This is a genomic window from Saliphagus sp. GCM10025334 (assembly GCF_042663485.1).
GTDB lineage: Archaea > Halobacteriota > Halobacteria > Halobacteriales > Natrialbaceae > Natronosalvus.
The window spans coordinates 280,604-297,796 of sequence record NZ_JBHTAF010000002.1 but is presented as its reverse complement, the minus strand read 5'-3'; the positions used below and the strand labels follow the sequence as shown (position 1 = coordinate 297,796).

The 17,193-nt window shown below is 66.3% G+C and carries 18 protein-coding genes; 5 read left to right on the top strand and 13 right to left on the bottom strand.

Annotated elements, in window-relative coordinates; translation table 11 throughout:
- Positions 1 to 33: 33 nt before the first annotated feature.
- Together ACFQO4_RS09745 and ACFQO4_RS09740 are read left to right on the top strand one after the other, a co-directional pair.
- On the top strand, positions 34 to 435 hold the full coding sequence (locus ACFQO4_RS09745) for a hypothetical protein (protein WP_500260730.1): 402 nt from the start codon (positions 34 to 36) through the stop codon (positions 433 to 435).
- Between the two features lie 291 nt (positions 436 to 726).
- Positions 727 to 2,355 carry a hypothetical protein gene (locus ACFQO4_RS09740; RefSeq protein WP_500260729.1) on the top strand — a complete coding sequence of 543 codons (1,629 nt, stop codon included), beginning with the start codon at positions 727 to 729 and terminating at the stop codon, positions 2,353 to 2,355.
- A gap of 41 nt (positions 2,356 to 2,396) precedes the next feature.
- On the opposite strand, the gene ACFQO4_RS09735 is transcribed toward ACFQO4_RS09740, so the two are convergent.
- The 8 genes from ACFQO4_RS09735 to ACFQO4_RS09700 all read right to left on the bottom strand — a co-directional run bounded on the left by ACFQO4_RS09735 (position 2,397) and on the right by ACFQO4_RS09700 (position 11,353).
- Entirely contained in the window at positions 2,397 to 4,082 is a 1,686-nt protein-coding gene (locus ACFQO4_RS09735) for an aldehyde ferredoxin oxidoreductase family protein (protein ID WP_500260728.1), read from the bottom strand.
- Positions 4,083 to 4,142: 60 nt separating this feature from the next.
- Positions 4,143 to 4,544: a DUF7344 domain-containing protein gene (locus ACFQO4_RS09730; protein WP_500260727.1), complete on the bottom strand. Its 402-nt coding sequence runs from the start codon at positions 4,542 to 4,544 to the stop codon at positions 4,143 to 4,145.
- A 263-nt stretch (positions 4,545 to 4,807) separates the two neighbouring features.
- Positions 4,808 to 5,089, bottom strand: a complete 282-nt coding sequence (locus ACFQO4_RS09725) for a HalOD1 output domain-containing protein (protein WP_500260726.1) — start codon at positions 5,087 to 5,089, stop codon at positions 4,808 to 4,810.
- Positions 5,090 to 5,398: 309 nt separating this feature from the next.
- A complete protein-coding gene (locus ACFQO4_RS09720; protein WP_500260725.1) occupies positions 5,399 to 6,190 on the bottom strand; it encodes a helix-turn-helix transcriptional regulator in 792 nt (263 codons plus the stop codon).
- A 156-nt stretch (positions 6,191 to 6,346) separates the two neighbouring features.
- A complete protein-coding gene (locus tag ACFQO4_RS09715; RefSeq protein WP_500260724.1) occupies positions 6,347 to 7,333 on the bottom strand; it encodes a hypothetical protein in 987 nt (328 codons plus the stop codon).
- Between the two features lie 167 nt (positions 7,334 to 7,500).
- On the bottom strand, positions 7,501 to 8,301 hold the full coding sequence (locus tag ACFQO4_RS09710) for an N-acyl homoserine lactonase family protein (RefSeq protein ID WP_500260723.1): 801 nt from the start codon (positions 8,299 to 8,301) through the stop codon (positions 7,501 to 7,503).
- A 102-nt stretch (positions 8,302 to 8,403) separates the two neighbouring features.
- Positions 8,404 to 9,504, bottom strand: a complete 1,101-nt coding sequence (locus tag ACFQO4_RS09705; RefSeq protein WP_500261173.1) for an ABC transporter ATP-binding protein — start codon at positions 9,502 to 9,504, stop codon at positions 8,404 to 8,406.
- A 25-nt stretch (positions 9,505 to 9,529) separates the two neighbouring features.
- Positions 9,530 to 11,353 (bottom strand): ABC transporter permease, encoded by a 1,824-nt coding sequence (locus ACFQO4_RS09700; protein ID WP_500261172.1) that lies wholly within the window; start codon positions 11,351 to 11,353, stop codon positions 9,530 to 9,532.
- Between the two features lie 191 nt (positions 11,354 to 11,544).
- Here ACFQO4_RS09700 and ACFQO4_RS09695 point away from each other — a divergent pair, with 191 nt between their 5' ends.
- Positions 11,545 to 11,862, top strand: a complete 318-nt coding sequence (locus tag ACFQO4_RS09695) for a thiamine-binding protein (RefSeq protein ID WP_500260722.1) — start codon at positions 11,545 to 11,547, stop codon at positions 11,860 to 11,862.
- A 118-nt stretch (positions 11,863 to 11,980) separates the two neighbouring features.
- Here ACFQO4_RS09695 and ACFQO4_RS09690 read toward each other — a convergent pair whose 3' ends face one another.
- The 5 genes from ACFQO4_RS09690 to ACFQO4_RS09670 form a co-directional block, all read right to left on the bottom strand.
- Positions 11,981 to 13,132 (bottom strand): thiamine ABC transporter substrate-binding protein, encoded by a 1,152-nt coding sequence (locus ACFQO4_RS09690; protein WP_500260721.1) that lies wholly within the window; start codon positions 13,130 to 13,132, stop codon positions 11,981 to 11,983.
- A gap of 126 nt (positions 13,133 to 13,258) precedes the next feature.
- Positions 13,259 to 13,498, bottom strand: a complete 240-nt coding sequence (locus ACFQO4_RS09685; RefSeq protein WP_500260720.1) for a hypothetical protein — start codon at positions 13,496 to 13,498, stop codon at positions 13,259 to 13,261.
- A gap of 103 nt (positions 13,499 to 13,601) precedes the next feature.
- Positions 13,602 to 14,021, bottom strand: coding sequence for an HIT family protein (locus tag ACFQO4_RS09680; RefSeq protein ID WP_500260719.1), 420 nt, complete (start codon positions 14,019 to 14,021; stop codon positions 13,602 to 13,604).
- 173 nt (positions 14,022 to 14,194) lie between these two features.
- Positions 14,195 to 14,857, bottom strand: a complete 663-nt coding sequence (locus ACFQO4_RS09675) for a uracil-DNA glycosylase (RefSeq protein WP_500260718.1) — start codon at positions 14,855 to 14,857, stop codon at positions 14,195 to 14,197.
- Between the two features lie 165 nt (positions 14,858 to 15,022).
- Positions 15,023 to 15,319, bottom strand: a complete 297-nt coding sequence (locus ACFQO4_RS09670) for a DUF6432 family protein (protein WP_254158398.1) — start codon at positions 15,317 to 15,319, stop codon at positions 15,023 to 15,025.
- Between the two features lie 104 nt (positions 15,320 to 15,423).
- Here ACFQO4_RS09670 and ACFQO4_RS09665 point away from each other — a divergent pair, with 104 nt between their 5' ends.
- Both ACFQO4_RS09665 and ACFQO4_RS09660 read left to right on the top strand, forming a co-directional pair.
- On the top strand, positions 15,424 to 16,410 hold the full coding sequence (locus tag ACFQO4_RS09665) for a DUF7093 family protein (protein WP_500260717.1): 987 nt from the start codon (positions 15,424 to 15,426) through the stop codon (positions 16,408 to 16,410).
- A 221-nt stretch (positions 16,411 to 16,631) separates the two neighbouring features.
- A complete protein-coding gene (locus tag ACFQO4_RS09660; protein ID WP_500260716.1) occupies positions 16,632 to 17,015 on the top strand; it encodes a DUF5611 family protein in 384 nt (127 codons plus the stop codon).
- Positions 17,016 to 17,193 lie beyond the last annotated feature (178 nt).

Sequence of the window (17,193 nt, the reverse complement as noted above, 5' to 3'; positions counted from 1 at the left end):
TCGGTTTAGGGGCCTCGAGGACCAACGAATGGTATGGGACCGCTGACTATCGCTGCACTCGTTCTCGCCTCGCTCGCGTTTTTTGCCGGTCTCGCCGCGTACGTCTACCGCGACGCCCGCGAAGTCGGAATGTCCAACCCGCGGAAGTGGGCCGTGATCGTGTTCGCGGTGCCGGTCTACGGCGCGATCGTCTACCTGCTCGCTCGCAGCGAACTGGATTACGACCCCGAGACGGATCCCTACCGGGGCGGCGCCGTCAACGTCCACCCCTCGCGGGCAGACGAGGTGCCCTGGACGGTTCGGTCAGGAAACGACGAGGGCGCGGGTGAGGGCGGAAGCGGAGACGACGGCGACGAACCCGCAAACGAGTGGAACGATCCCGTCCCGCTCGAGGACCTTGAGGACCCCGGGACCGACGACGGCGACCGCGAGTGAGCGCCGGACCTCGCCGGGACACTCGGACGGCACGGACTGACGGCGACCACCGACGTCAGGTCGAGTGACGAGTACGGCGTCTCCAGCGATTGGTGAGCCACGCCAGCTAGCCACCCACCTCGACACAGACTGTTACCATGTTTTCTATAGTATTTGGCATAGCCCATTACTATAAGTTCTATAATATTGTCTGAAGGCAATTCCTATATGTTCTATACTATTGTCGCATCCTCCGGTCGCATCAAATGCCAAACCGTGAGAGTGAACCATCCCCCGGTGTAACCTCGAGCAGTGACCTCCTCGAGTCAGCGCGTCCTCGCCGCCGCCCGCGCCGCGGGACAGATTGCGGCGGTTCGCCATCGCGTCGAACTCCGGCGCCGTCGTCGCCACCCGCAACTGGCGGCCGCGGTCGTGCTCGGCGCGACGTTCGCCACGCTGTTGCTCGTCGGCACCGTTCCGATCTCCATCTACGAGTCCGTCTGGCCCGAACCCGGCGCCTACCACTACGGTACCCTCGTCGGCACCGAGAGCGACCGCGTCCTGGAGCGTACGCGCGAACTCGCGGCCACGGGACTCGTTCTGACGGCAGGTCTCGGCGCGCTGGGGGCGACGACGAGCGATGGCTGGGAGACCCCACCGACCGAGGCCGTCACCGCAGTCCCGCTCTCGTCGGCGATCACCGGCGTCCTGGGGGCAGCCCTGCTCGAGCACGGCTGGTTCGTCGCCCCGGCCACGTTCGGGGCTGCCCTGGCGTTCACGGCCGGGACGGGCTCGGTCGTGACGCTCGTCGGCGCGGCCGTCGGCGGCGTTGCCATCCTCCTGACCGGCCTGCTCGCCGGAACTGCCGCTGGCGTCGCCATCCGGGCCGCCATCCGGCGATCCCCGCGACTCTACAGCGCCCGGTACGCCGTGAGTGTCCTCCTCCTGTTCGTCACGTTCGTCGGGCTCGCCGTCAGTCGTCGGGCCGCTGGCCTGCTCGGCTCGACGCCGCTGGGGTGGTACGGCGACCTCGCGCTCGCGACCACGCCCGGCCTCGAGGCGGTGCCCGTCCAGGCCGGGGCTGCACTGCTCGTCGCCGCCAGTGTGATCCCGCTCGCTCTGGGAACGACCCTCGTGTCCGGTCGCTCGCTGTGGTTCGCCGAGACCGTCCTCGACGACGGCACCGTCTCCGACTCGCGCTCCGACCAGCGGACGCGCGTCGTGGGGCGGGCGCTCGAAGCGCGATTCGGCCGGGCGACGGCGGGAGCGACTGCCACGGTGTGGCGTCGGATGCGCCGGTCGCCGCGGGCGATGCTCTACGTCGTCCTGCCGCTGGCGTTCGTGGGTCCGGTGACGGCCGACGTGTCGGCGACGGCGCCCGCCCTGCTCGCACCACTCGTCGTGCTGTACGCCGCCTCGGCGGTCGGCCTCGGGACGACGCTCAACCCCCTCGGGAACGAACGGGTCGCCCTGTCGCTCGTGCGGACGACGCCCGGCGGGCCGGACGCCATTCTCCGCGGGCACGCCCTCGCCGCGCTCGTTCCAGGCGCGCCAGTCGTCGCCGCCACGGCGCTCCTCGTCGGCGCTGCTGCGGGCTATCCGCCCCTGATCGTCGCCGGGTTCGCGGCCGCCGCGACGCTGGTGACGGTCGGCGGGACGGGCCTCTCGCTCGCCGTCGGCGCCTTCCTCCCGAACCTCGAGGGACCGACGCCCGCCTCCCTGTCGCCGCCCGAACTGTACGCCATGCTCGCGTATCTCGCCGCGATGGTCGTCGTCGCGAGCCCGCTCTTCGTCGGGTTCGGCATGGGGGTCGCCGACTCGCTCGCGGGAGTCGCGGCGACAGTAGCCCTCTGTGGCGTCTTTGGAGGGGTCGCAGGGCTCGGCGGCTATCGGTACGCGAGACGGCGGCTCGAGGCGTTCGAACCCGGCGTGGACAGCTGAAACGGCGAGAACGGCGAGAGCGGCAGAAACAGCCGAACCAGTCAGTCGTCGCTCGAGACCGCCTCGCCCGCACCGACGGCTTCTGTCGGGACGGTGCCGTCGTCGTTCCAGCCGCGCTCGGCGTAGTACGCCGACAGGGCGTCCTCGAAGCCCGGAAGCTCGTAGGGCAGTCGGTCGTCAGCCCGGTCCATCCCGCGCCGGTTGTTGAAGTGGCGCTCCATCGCGACGACCTCGCCGCCGATGGCCAGCAGGTCGTCGTAGTCCGCGTCGAGCAGCGTCTCGAGGCGGTCGGCGTCGACGAAGTCCCGGGAGAACTTACACAGCACCGCGCTGTCCTTGATGACGTTCAGGTTCTCCTTCTCGACGACCTTCGGGGGTTTCCCCTCGAGTCCCGCCTTGTCCAGCGCCTGGTCCTGATCGACCAGCGGGTACTCGAGCGAGTAGAACTCGGCGTACATGTGGTCGGCGCCGCGGTTCGAGGTGGCGAAGGCCAGACCTTGCCCGTTGAGCGTCCGGCCGTCGTGGGCGGGGAACTCGAGCCCTTTGACCGACCAGTTCTCGACGCCCAACTCGTCGTGGATGCGGTCGACGCCCTCGGCGAGCGTGTCGCCGATTCCCTCTCGATGGGCGATTTTCTCGACGGTCTCGTGGATCAGGTCGGCGTCGCCGAAGGCGTCTTCGCTCGCGAGGTACGCCGAGACGACGTCGCCCGCGGAGATGGTGTCCATCCCGAGTTCGTCGCACAGTTTGTTCGACTGCATCACGTCGACGATGTCGTCGACGCCGGCGTTCGAGCCGAAGGCCATTACCGTCTCGTACTCCGGGCCCTCGGTCTCGAGGTCGGATTCGTCGTCCCTGGTCGGGAGTTTGCAAGCGAACGCACACGCCGAGCAGGTTCCCTTCTTGTACTTCTTCTCCTCGACGCGGTCGCCGCTGATGCCCTCGGCGCCCTCGAAGCTCAGCTCCGAGAAGTACCGCGTGGGCAGGGCCTCGACCGTGTTCGCGAACTCGGTCATCGAAGATGTGCCCTGCCGTTTCATGATGTGGTCGGACTGGGCGGCCTCCCGGTGGACGTCCATCTGGAGGGGTGGAATCTCGACGTCGTGAGTCGAATCGCCGTCGAAGGTGATCGCCTTGACGTTCTTCGCGCCGAGCACGGCTCCGAGGCCACCGCGGCCGAACGCGCGTTCGCGCGAGGTCATGATCGAGGCGAAGCGAACCCGGTTCTCGCCTGCGGGGCCGATCGTCACCGTGTGCTCGGCCTCGAGGCCGTGTTCGTCCTCGATGTACTCACAGATCTCGCTCGTCTCGGCTCCCTCGAGTGCCGACGCGTCCTCGAATTTGACACCGTCGTCCGTGACGTGCACGATCACGAGGTCGTCGCTCTCGCCCGCGATCTCGACGGCGCCGTAGCCCGTCGCCGTGAAGTTCCGCGAGAGGAAGCCCCCGGCGTTCGAGGAGAGCAGGCCATCGGTCAGCGGCGAGAGCCCGGTCGCCGACATCCGCCCGGTGAAGCTCATCGTCGAGTGCTGGAGCGGCCCCGTCGCGAAGAAGAGGCGGTTCTCGGGCCCGAACGGGTCCGCGTCGAACGGAATCCGGTCGTGAGCGAGTTTCGTTCCGACTGCGCGACCGCCGACGTAGCGCTCGAGTACGTCGTCGATCGATTCGGTCTCCCACGAACGGTCCTCGAGGTCGATCGTGAGCAGCGGTCCTCTGGCGTGGTTCATACCTCACTGTGTCACGCGGCCGTGCAAAACGGTACCGGTTGTCGAGTTCGGTCGCGGAGACTACGACGAGCGGTCGTAGGTATCCCGTGGTTCGCCACAGATTGCGTCCATCCGGTCGGCGATGCGTTCCCCGGTTTCGGTGAGGAGGGCCGTCTTCGTCTCCGGGTCGTAGTCGATTGCATCCGCGTCGGCGAGTTTGGGAATGTGTACGTGGTGGAGCGAGATCGTGATCGACCGGAGGTGGTCGTGCTGGGCGTCCGCGTGGTCGGAGATCGAGTGCAATCGACCACTCGATTCGCGAGCCGAGATTTCCTCGGCCAGTTCCTCGAGGGTCGCCGGGCCGGTCGTTTCCTCGAGGTATCGTACCACCACGCGGCGCCGCTGGTCGGCCAGAAGGTCGAACGTCGAGGTTACTCCACCGGCCTGCTCGAACAGCGCTGGTGATGGGATGTTCGTCGTCATGTGCTGATCGTACCCTGGGTTGGGTGGTGACGGGAATAATCTCGGTTCCTACGTGTTTTGATCGGATTTTCCGTACTGTTCGAACCACGTGAACGTTCCTCGAGGAGCCGACGACCGACGGCTCCCGGACTCGCCGGCTAAAAATCGGTGGCTCCCGGACCCGTCGGTCAGCAATCGACGGCTGTTCGTGAACGACTGGTCGCGCTGTACACCGGTTACGACTCGAACGATTGTGCCCGCTGCTCGCTCGACCGCTCGAACGATCACTCGAGAGACTCGATTCGAACCGTACCGGTGCCGTGGACGGTGACGTCGAATCCGTTGCTGACGAAGTGAAACGACTGTCGGCTCGACCGGGAGCCGACGCGTTCGAGCAGGGCCGGATCGACGTCGTGGTAGAGCGGTCGCAGATCGGTCGACGAACAGCCTCGAATCGTCGCCATGGCCTCGGCGATCGACACCGTCGTTTCGCGATCGTCGTCGAGTCGAAATTCGTGCGCGTCCATGGAGGTGTCCCGTGCCGCGGTATCGAGATTACGGTCCATACTGGTCATTGGTAGATTCCTGTGAGTAGTCCGTTCGAAGGGACCGAGGTCCCATCGTTCGAGAGGGACACCAGCGAGTCGTATATACCCGATGGAATAATTCGGCGACAGATCGGCTGAATAGCACGAACGGGAGGTTTTCGAACGCTCGACGGATTTGCACCAGTCGAACGAGTTGTATCTATCGAACGGGATGCGCTGGAGCGCCGATCTCGAGGGCCGTCGAGGCGGCGCCGAATCACTACTGACGGCCGTCTCGAGACGCCAGCGGTCGCGATTCCAGTCGCGCACGTGGTGACCACGCCGTTGTCACTCCAGCCGAAACGCGTCCGTGTCCGCTGCGTACTCCGCGTAGAGCGATTCGGCCCACGACCGCGCTCCGGGATCGGTCGTCTCGACGAACGCGCGGGCGATGCCCGACTCGTCGTGGGCCGCAAGGCCCACTCGCTCGTCGAAGAGAAAGAGTTCGAACGGGACGTTTTCGGCGACGTAAACCTCGAACCGACCGGTTTCGAACGCCTCCATCGCCTCCTCGACGTGTTGTTCGAGGATGATCTCGATGACCTGCTGATCGAAGATCACCTCGATTTCCATACCATCCAGGATCTCCCGTCGCGCCACGTCGACGTAGAGCGGCGAGATGATGCTCGAGAACATCCGGAGGGAGTCCGTCGCTTCGATGAGTTCGGTTATGCGCTTGATGCCGACGTGTGCCTGTCGGTGGCGAGAACAGGTCACGGTCGCGTCGGTGAAGTGCTCGACCGGGACCTCCGGCGCCGAGTCGTCGATCGTGTTCAAGAACGGCTCGAGCCGTCGCGCGCCCTCGAGATTCGTTCGAAACGTGCGGAGTTCGTCGGCGACGACGTCGCCGAGACCGGTGCTCTCGAAGCGGTCGGCCGGCTTCTCGACCAGCCCGTGCGCTTCGAGCGTATCGGCCGCCCGGTGGACGGTCGACCGGGCCATCTCGAGCTGGTCGGCCAGTTCGCGGGCCGTCCGCGGCCGATCGGCCAGCAGTTCCAGTAGTTCGGACCGGGTCATCACCTCCTGGACGAAGTCTCGATCCCAGCGGGGTTCCTGATCGGTTGGCTCCTGGTCAGTCACGTTCCATCACCACCAGAGTGGGACGTTCGTGGGGTCGGCTGCCCCCGGTCGTGGCGAGTCGGTGCCCGTCTGTCCGGCGATGCGGTGACGACGTCGCTCTTCGGACGGTCGTTCTCGCCTTCGCATTTGCGTTCGCTTCCGTTTTCACACGCCCCTTCATTTTCGTCCCCGACTTTCCAGATGGCACGCGAGCACTGTCTCGAGTCCCTCGAGAAGCGCTCCGACGTCGACGCTCTCGATGTCGGCGGCGTACCCCTCGACGTGATCGTAGTGCTCCGACCATCGTTCGAGTAATCGGGCTTCGATATTCGCCTCGTGGATTCGCGCGACGATCTCGGCCCGATCGGCTGTCGCGGGGTCGGCCCGCAAGCGCTCCAGTTGCTCGCGCGAAACGACGTCCCGTTCTACGGCGGAGATGACGACGCCGGAACTGCAGTCTCCCTCCTCGAGTTCGCGCTCCCACGTGGTGACCCAGTTGCCGATGCGCGTCATCTGCTGGGCGCGTCTGAGTACGTCCCGTAACCGTCCGAGTTCGGAACGGTCGAACGCCGGCGAGTACAGCAGGTCGATGGTGGCGTAGGGAAACAGCATCATGTTGTAACTGTCGTAGACGGTGGTTTCCTCGAGGGACGCCAGCTCGAGGTGGTGGTTCAGCAGGTAGGTGTACTCGATGGCGGTGGTGGTGCGGCCGAGGTCGAACCGGAGCAGGTCGCTAAATTCCGGGTATCGGGGTGCCGACGCGAGCCCGTCGTCCACGTGTTCCCAGACCTCGTGAGCGAGTGTAACGGCCGCCGCGTCGACCTCCGGACGCGTCTCGTCGGCCGTCTGGTGGTCGAACGGTGCTTTCGCGGCCTCCCGAAACGTGTGTACGTCCTCGTCGCGTTCCGCGAGGTCGTCGAGGATGGTGACGTACAGCGACGCGAGCAGCTTACTCTCTCGAACCTGTTGACTGTCGTCGGGGCGGACACACGAGAGGGTAATCTCCGGAAAGAGGTAATAGAGCCACTTCCAGAGGAACCGGTCCCGTTCGTCGACGGTTTCCTCGTAGGCCTCGAGAAGGGTCGAAACGGACGCGGGGAGGGCCGTTCGCTCGATCCGCTCGAGGTGGATCGCGTTGGTGAGATTTGTGTTCCGTGTGGTCATTATATAGGGGGTCGGTACGACGAAGGACGTTTTTCGGTCCGAGGTGTCACCGAGGGTGCGACTCGTCGGTGTCAGTTGACAGGGTGGCGCGCGCTATGGGCCATAGTAGCGTGTGACAACCTCATAAATATAACCATGTGTTATTTTGTACGTTCAGGTGACACGACTCACTCGAGCGCGTTCGGCGGGTCCGGCAGGCGTCGCTGTTCGTCTGGATCGTGGTGGACGACGACGTCCGCGTCGGCGACCCGGGCACGATCCTTGATTGCGGCGATCGAGTCGACCGACGCCTCGAGCGACCACGCGAACGAGGCCGCCAGTTCCTGCTCGTAGCCCGCGCGACTGTTCGCCGCGTCGGCTGCGAGGATCGTGGTCCCCGACGAGAGGTCCACCTCGAGCGACTGGTGACCCGGCGTGTGTCCGGGCGTCGGGAAGGCGACGGCCGATCCGTCGCCGAAGACGTCGTACTCGTCCGTGATCGCGACGACGTCCGCATCGAGTTCGCGGAGGTGGCGGAAGTCGCCCTCGAGGTAGAACAGACGCTGGGGGCCGTCGGGCCAGAACGCGTAGCGTAGTTCCTCCTTCCGGACGACGACGGTCGCCTCGGGGAACGAATCGAGGTTGCCGGCGTGGTCGGTGTGGAGGTGTGAGAGAACGACCGTGTCCACGTCCCCTGGCTCGTAACCCAGGTCCGTGAGGTGCTCGACCGGAGGCTTCCCCGCCGAGAGGTCGATCGTCTCGGCGAAATCGGCCATGTGGGGCGCTCCCGCCGGGCCGTACTCGAGCGGCGCCGTCGCCATCTCGTGGCTCACGCCCGTGTCGAACAGGACGAGTCCCTCTGGGTGCTCGAGCAGGTAGCACGGACACCAGCCCACGTAGGGCTCGCCGGGGTTCTGTAGCTGGGTCGCGGCGCTGTTGTCGAAGGTCCACGTCGCCGTGTTCAGCCGGTAGAGTCGCTCGACTGGCATACGTGTCCCTTCGACTCGAGGGTGATGAATCTATTCGGGTGATCGGATACGGCTGCGTTCGACGCCGTCTGTCTCTGCTCACGCGAGTTTGCCGCTCACCGCTCACTGACCGACGACGTGCGCGTCCCCCGGATCGAACCCGACTCGAACCTCGCCCGAGAGCGGTTCGCGCGTTCGCAACACGACGTCCCGGCCCTGCCAGGCGAGGCGGACGCGCGTGGTCTCCCCGAGGAACTCCGCGCTCTCGACAGTTCCCGCGAACGCGTTGGTCGGGGCCTCGAGCGCGAGGTGTTCGGGGCGAACGCAGAAGGTCAGCGACTCGCCCCGGCTCGGTGGATCGGTCCCCGCTACGGTGACGTCGAACTCGGTCCCGGCGACGTCGACTCGAGCCCGCGTCTCGCCGCCGTAGCCGTGGACGTCGACGTCGACCACCTCGCCCTCGAAGACGTTGTTGTCCCCGACGAACTCGGCGACGAAGCGCGTCTGGGGGCGGTGGTAGATCGTTCGCGGCGGGGCGACCTGCTCGGGCGCCCCCGCGCGCATGACGGCCACGCGGTCGGAGATGGCGAGGGCCTCCTCCTGGTCGTGGGTGACGTACACCGTCGTAATCCCCAATTCCCGCTGGATCGCTTTCACCTGGACGCGAAGGCGCTCTCGGAGTTGCGCGTCCAGGGCGCTCATCGGCTCGTCGAGCAGGAGGACGTCCGGGCCGGGCGCCAGCGCGCGGGCGATGGACACGCGCTGTTGCTGGCCGCCGGAGAGTTCGTCGGGGTCGCGGTCGGCCATCCCCTCGAGGTCGACCAGCTCGAGCAACTCCTGAACCCGTTCCTCGCGCGAGACGTCCCCCGGCGGGTCGGTGAAGTTGAGCCCGTAGGCGACGTTCTCGCCGACGGTCATGTGTGGGAACAGCGCGTAGTTCTGGAAGACGACGCCGACGTCGCGATCCTCGGGCGGGACGTCGGTCACGTCTTCGCCGCGGAATCGGACGGTTCCCACACTCGGCGCTTCGAACCCGGCGACGAGCCGGAGCGTGGTGGTCTTCCCACAGCCCGAGGGGCCGACGAGGGTGAAGAACTCGCCCTCGTGGACGCGGATCGAGACGTCGTCGACGGCCGTCGTCTCGTCGTACGTCTTCGAGACCCCTTCGAGCTCGAGCGCGATTGGTGCGTCCGCGTCAACCGTGTCGACTTGGCGGTCGGCCACCTGCGCTCGCTCGAGCCCGTTCCGTTCAGAGGCCAACGCGATCACCCCCGAGGCGGTCGATGACGACGAAACTGAACGCGGTGACGACGAGCAAGACGACGCCCATGGCGGTCGCCGGTCCGAGGCGGCGCCCGATGAATCGTTCGATCGCGATCGGCATCGTGTACTGGTCGGTGCCGGTCGCGAGGATCACCGTCGCGGAGAACTCCCCCATCGAGATGGCTACCGCGAACGCCGCGCCCGCGACCACGCCCGGCCAGACCAGGGGTAACTCGACGTCGAGAAGCGCCCTGGTTCGAGAGGCCCCGAGCGCACGAGCGGACTCGAGGAGACTGGGATCGATCGACTCGAGCCCCGGCGCGACGGTGCGGACGACGAACGGGTAACACGCGACGGCGTGGGCGGCGACGATGGCCACCGCGCCCGTGACGGTGATCCGGTAGTGCCAGACCTCGAACCCGAAGACGGGACCGCGGAGCAGGCCGATCCCGACGACGATGCCGGAGACGGCGAGCGGAGCCATGGCGATCACGTCGACGAGTTTCCGCCCGCGGTAGCGCCGAGTCGTCAGTACCGAGACGACGACGCCCATCGGCAGGGATACGGCGAGTGCCGCGGCGGCGAACAGCAGGGAATTACGGATGGCGGGCCAGGGCCGAACCTGAAACGCCGCCGCGGTCGCCTGGCGCTCGATGAGGAAGCCGTAGTGTGCGAGGGTGAACTCGCCACCGGGGGTGGTGACGCTCCGGACGAGCAGGCTCGCGATGGGAGCGACGAAGACGAACAGGGCGATCACGCCGTAGACGGCCAGGCCGATTCGGGGAAGGAGTTCGCGCGCAGAGAACGCCGACGGCGCGAGCGACTTCCGGGGAAGCGGTCGAATCCCGCTCGAGCGAACCGTGTGTTTCGCCTCGTAGCGGAGGTAGCCGTAGAGCACGCCGAGCGAAATCACCAGTTCCACGATCGCCAGCGCGGCGGCGTCGGCGTAGTCGAGATTCTGGACGAGCTGGTAGACGAACACCTCGACGGTCGACAGCCGAATGCCACCGAGTGCGAGGACGATGGGAAAGGTCCCGAACGTGAAGACGAACGTCAGCGCCGCGCCCATTAGCGCGGCGGGGTACAGTTGTGGGGCGACCACGTCTCGGAAGGCCCGGAACGGCCCGGCGCCGAGGCTGCGGGCGGTCTCAAACGCGCTCGCGTCGACGGACTCCCAGGCCGCCGTCGTCACCCGCGCGACCAGCGGCGCGTTGTAGAAGGCGTGAGCGATCAGGATCGCCTCGAGACTGTACATGAGTGAGACCGGCCCCAGCCCGAGGGGCCCGAGGACGGCGTTGAGCGTGCCGCTCCGGCCAAAGGTGGCGACGAAGCCGACGGCGACCATGATCGACGGCATGACGAAGGGGAGAATCGTCAGCGAGCGCAGCGTCCGCCGGCCACGAAACTCGTAGCGGGCGAGGAGGTAGGCCATCGGCAGGCCGAGCGCGAGCGAGAGGAGCGACGAGAGTAGCGCCTGGTAGGCGGTGAAGCCGACGATGCCCAGTCGACGGTCGCTCGAGACGAGGTCCGAGAGGACCTCGAGCGGGGGTTCGCCGGCGAGCAGCCGCGCGAAGTCGCCGAAGTAGAACGGATCGGTCAACAGATCGGCGAAGACCGTGATCGTGAGGACACCCTCGACGACGACCGATTCGACGAACACCGTCGCCACGGGGTAGTAAAACATCGCGAGTAGCAACCCGACCGTGACGACGGCGCCGGCGGCGAGCGCCCGGCGCTCGAGGCGGTCGCGGACGGTTCGCCGATCGGCCGTTTGGCTCGCGGAACCGTCGGCGGAGGGGACCCCCGGCATCGCCGCGCCCGCGTCACCGCCGTCGGGACTCGCACGGTCGGAATCGGTCGTCACGTTGGCACCTCCGTCGACCGTGGCCGCGTTCGGACTCGAGCCCGGGGCCGAGAGCGACGCCGGACGCTGAACCGTATAGAACGGAACCGACGTCGGCGACCGTCACCACTAACTCCCGCTCGCGCCAACGCCCACCCATGACCGTCTTTGCACTGCTTCGCGTCTCGCCCATCACCGAAGACGACATCACGCCCGACGTGGCCGCCGCCATCGACGCCCTCGAGGAGTTCGACGTCACCTACGAGACGACGCCGATGGCGACGACGCTCGAGGCGGAAGACGTCCACGAACTGTTCGCGGCGTGTGCGGCGGCTCACGAGGCCGTCGACCGCGCGCACGTCCAGACGCTCGTGCAGGTCGACGACAAGCGCGAGGTCGAGATGACCGCGAGCGACAAAGTCGACGCCGTTGAAGGCGAACTCGGACGCGACGCCAGGAGTCAGCGCGAGGAGTGACGTCGTCGGTGACGCGAACGCTGTGCTCGAGGGACGTACCGACGCTACTCTCGAGCTGTGCGGCGAGGGGACGTGATACGGCGGGACGGAGGCGAACATCTCGATTTTCGTTTCGCGCTCAGCGACCACCGGCGGCCATGCGACTCCAGTCGTCGAGCCACCCCGAGAGGTTGCCGCTGAGCTCCTCGTAGTCGTAGAAGACGGGCTCTTCGGGTTCTCTGGCGTACTCCTCGAACACCTCCGGCAGTTCCGTCTTCTCGTTGGTCGGGCCGGTGACGTTTCGCTCGGCGACGACCGCCTGTACCTCCGGCTCGAGGACGAAGTCCATGAACTTGTGCGCCAGGTCGTCGTTCGTCCCGCTCGAGAAGCGGACGACGCCGGAGTAGTTCGCGTACGACTGCCCGTTGAGCAGCGCGACCCGGTGTTTCTCGAGGTCGTTGCCGAAGCGCTTGGCGTAGACGCGATCGTTCGCGTAGGAGACGATGACTGGGAGTTCGTCGTTCTCGAACTGGGTGTAGACGTCGCTCCAGGAGTCGAGCACGCGCGCGCCGTTGTCGAGCAGGTCCGACCAGTAGTCGAGGTAGTCGTACTCGCCGCCCTCGCCGAACTCGTTGAGCGTCCACAGCAGGAACAGCAGGCCGGTCGTGTCCTGTGGTGTCGGGATACCGATCTGTCCCTCGTAGGCCGGATCGAGCAGGTCCTCGAACGTCTCCGGCGTCGGGACGTTCCGGCCGTCGTAGACGATCGCACAGAGAGCGCGGTAGGTTGGAATCACGCGTCCCTGGGGATCGAACTCGTGTTGCTCGCCGATGTCTTCGGCGTTCTCGAGCTTCGACCGGTCGGTTTCGACGAAGAGGCCGCCGTCGGTGTTCTCGTCGACGCGAACGAGGTCGTGAGGGCTCACCCCGTAGTAGAGCTCGGGTTCGAACTCGGCGCTCTCGTTGTACCGTTCGACGTAGTGTGTGAGTTCTCCCTGTGGCGTGTGCCACTCGAGGGTGGCATCGTAGCGCTGCTCGAACTCCTCTTTGATCCAGACGCCGGGGCTGTCACTCGGGGCGTCGACGAACGACGTGTAGGTGGCGACGTGGAGCGTGTTGTCGCCACCGTTGCCGCTGGTATTGCTGTCGTTCGCGTCGCCGTTTCCGTTGGTGGCGTTTCCATCGTCGCCGTTGCCGCCGTTTCCGTTTCCATCCGACGTATCCTGAATGCATCCTGCTACGCCGGCAATCGCGCCGCCAGTCGTACTCGTGAGAAACGTGCGTCGTCTCATTACCTCGTGGTTGAACCGGGTGGTATGTAAGCAGCGTGGTCTCCGTACGGTGTGGCACTGCGTATCGGCGTCGCGTGAAGTGATCGGCATCGTCCGGATCCTGCCACCCGGACAGCCGTTCGGCTGTCAGAGCAGCCGTTCGTACAACGGCACGACGAGCGTCCAGAACACGACGAAGAAGCCGCCGGCGGCGATCACGACGAGCCACAGCCGATCGCCGGTGACGGTCCCAGTCGGCGGCCCGCTCGCGACGGCCGCGACGGTCGCGAGCAACAGGAGGAAACAGGTCAGAAAGCTCCCGAGCTCGATCGTCGTCGCGACCGGATGGGCTCGAAACCGTGCCCCGATACCGGCGATTCCGCGCATGGCTCGAGGCTCGCGGTCGAACGAAATAATACTCTCGGCCTTCGGTCGCAGGGTGGTACGTCCAGCGGTCCGTTTTGCCCGAACCCGGTTCACCGCAACGGCTTCAGACGCGTTCGTCGATCGCGGCCGCGATCTCGTCGAGCTCGTCGTCCTCGAGGTCCGGCGTCTCGCCCGCAACGGCGTGAATCGGGGCGCCGCCGTCGCCGTCGAATCGGGGGACGATGTGGCAGTGGACGTGAGGCACCTCCTGGCCGGCGGCCTCGCCGTTATTGAACGCCACGGTCGTCGCATCGGCGTCGACGGCCGCCTCGACCACCGGCACGAGGCGGTGGATGGTGGCGTACAGGTCGGCGGCGACGTCCTCGGGGACGTCGTTCAGCCGCTCGTACTCGTCTCTCGGGATCACCAGGGTATGCCCCGGTGCGAGCGGGTTGGCGTCGAGGAAGGCGAACGTGGTTTCGTCTTCGTACACGACTCGCGCAGGAATGTCACCCGCGACGATCTGGCTGAATATCGTCGACATACGAGACGATGGGACGGCCTGGTCAAAGAACGTTACCACCGCCGGCGATGGCGGGGTCGCGGGGTCGACTCGAGCGACGACCCTCGCTCTGCTCGAGTTGCAGAGGCGCGTTCCGGACAGTGGTTTAGCGCCCAGGCAGCAGGTTCGCGTCCAAGCAGTGGCCGCTCCGAGACTCAGTCCTCGACCAGCGCGTCGAGTTGCGCCCGCAGGTCCGCGCGGTACTCTTCGGGATCGTACCCCAGCCGTCCGAGCCAGACGTCCTGGTAGGAGGGGTGCAGGATCGGCAATAGCCACGCCTCGAGGCGATCACACCATCTGGGCTCGAGCACTGTCTCGAGAAACCCGTCGAGTTCGTCGTCCTCGAACGCCAGTACCGTCGTCGTCGCGTGTTTACCCGTCGCGAGGATCACGGCGGGGTCGATCCGCTCGAGTTCGGTCAGCAGGTGCCCCCGGCAAGCCGACCGTTCCTCGGCGGTCGGCTCGCGATTCGTCGTCGGCTCCTCGGGATCCGCCGGAAAGCACTTCACCGCGTTCGTGTAGAAGGCGTCGTCGTCGTAGCCCACCGCCTCGAGCAGTTCGCGAATGCGTCGACCGGAATGTCGTGAGGTGTAGGCCATGCCGGTCCAGTTGCCGCCGCGCCAGCGCTCGGCCTCCGGGTTGCCCCGACCGGGGGCCTCGCCGACGACGAGCACCGAGGCCTCGAGCGGGCCGGTCCCCCAGGAGATGCACTCGCGGTGCTCGACGAGGTGAGGGCAGCGCGCGCAGTCGGTCTCCAGGACGTGTCGTTCGGTCGGGAACGCGGGATCGGCGTCGGTTGCGGGCGTCGTGTCGGGCACGCTCCGGTGGAGGGGTCGGTCGGGTTTAGGTGGCGCGTTTTTCGCTCGAGCTGAGCGAGGCGCTCGAGCCAATCGAAACCGACGGCTGCCTCGCATCTTCGCCTCGTCCTGGCGCAGTCAGGAGTTAGAACCGAGAACGCCCGCCACCGAGGCTTCCGGGGCCACCTATAACGAAAAACGCTCGCGCAACCGCTCGAGCAGGGAGTCCTCCTCGTCGAGATCGTTCTCGTCGGGAACGACGCGCTCGTCCGGTTTGATGACCGTCCGGCTCGTCTGGTTGTCGATCACGATGAGCCCGTCGTCCTTGAGCGTCGCGAGCGCCTCCTCGAGGTCGTCGATGCTGACGGCGACCTCGGCTCGAAGCTCGAAGACCGTCATCCCGTTCTCGGTTCGGTCGACGAGCGCGTCGAGTACGGCGACCTCCGTCGTGGACCGGTCCCGGAACTCCCGTTTCGCTCTCATCCGATCTGCCCTTCGTGACGCTGGGATTTGACGTTTGCCGTTGTCCCACTCGACGGCGGTTCTTGCAGTACGTTTTTTATGGCCTGGGTTGGAACGGTCTCACAATGGCCCTTCGATGTTCGCTGCTCGGACACGACTTCGACGAGACCGAGGTCGACCGCGAGCGCGAAGAACGGGGAAGCGAGGTCGTCGTTACCGTGACCGAGTACCAGCGGTGTCAGCGCTGTGGCGAGAAAAACGTCACCAGCGAGAACACCGAGGTTACCGCACTCGGCCCCGACGCGGCCGCGCGTTCCTCAGACGAATCTGCACCCGACCAGCCCCCGTCTCCCGGGATTGACGACGCAGCCAGTGGCGGTCTCGAGGACGGTGACTCGACCGAGGAAACCGCCACGAACGCCGGAGAGCGTGGCGCCGAAGCTGGAGGAGAAGACGCGGCGGCGGCAGAAGCCGAAGCCGAAGCCGTATCCAGGGCGGAAGCCGAAACCGAGGACGGAGACGAAACCGAGGACGACCTCGAGCTTCCCACGGACGAGAACGGCGACCCGATCACCGACGACGCCGAAATCCTCTCCGAGCCCGAGCCCGACCCCGACGACGGCGACCGGGAACACGGCGAGTGGCCCGATTCGGACGACGTCGGCCCGCCGGTCGGTTCGGCAGCCGAACCGACCGCCTGGCCCGAGGAGGACGGTGCGGACGCCGACGAGAATGATTCCGTCGAGTCCGACGGTATCGAGACGACGTTCGTCGAGGAGGACATGGGTGTGAGCTCGAGCTCTGGCGCGAACCCAGGCGAAAACGAACCCGTGAACGAGAACGAAGCCACTCGAGACGAACCGGTCACCGACGACGCGGTGTTCGTCGATGCCGAACCGGAGCCGTCGCCCCAGCAGTCGGAGTCGTACACCGGCATCACCAGCGCACAGGCCGCGCCCGACCCCAGCAAAGCCACGACACAGGGTGGTGCCAACACCGAGTTCTTCTGTCCGCAGTGTTCGTTCGTCGCCCCTGGTGACCGCGGCTCCCTTCGCGCGGGCGACATCTGTCCCGAGTGCCGCAAGGGATACCTCGGCGAGCGCGAGCGGTAGCGCTTCGGTCGGCCCAGGTTCGATTTTCCTGACCTCGCTGCGCTCGAGGCCTCGAGAACCGAACAGACCCCTCTCGACGACTCGAGCCTCGAGCCAAGCGACCCTCGACCCTCGAGCCAAGCGACCTAATCGCGACCGGGACGACGCCTGAACGGACTCTCACCTCACAGCCGCTGGCGACGATGAAAAGAGGTAAACACTACCCCGTATATGGCTCTGCCATGAAGGAGTACAAGATGCGCCGCGGCGAACATCTCGAGGACCGAATCCCCGACATGAAAGCCACCGTCGAAGACTACTTCGGCTCGATCACGGACACCGAGGAGTTCAAGGGAAGCGACCTCTACGTCGTCGAAGAACCCGACAACCCCGTCTTCGAGCGCATCACGGTCGGCGCCGTCCAGTACTCCGGCAAGAAGGACAAACTCGCCGTCGACTTCGTCGAGCGCGACCCCACCGAACTCGGCCCCGACGAACTCGAGGCCGCCGGCGAGGCCGTCTCCGCGAAGAACGACTTCCTGCTCGAGGCCACCGGCCGTGACGCCAAGTCCCGACGCGAGTCGCTCAAGCGAGCCGTCGAGGACGATCCGGACCACGATTTCTAACCACCTTTTGCGCTGCGTTCTGGCTCACCGACGGTAGCTTTGCTACCGTACGGTTCGCCGTCACTCGGCAAAAGCTGTCTGGCGAGCATACGTGCTCGCTGACCTGGGCTCGCTGCGCTCGCCAAGAGACCAAAAACACTCCTCCTTGCCCTGCGGGTCAGTCGTCGGTCTGCTCGCT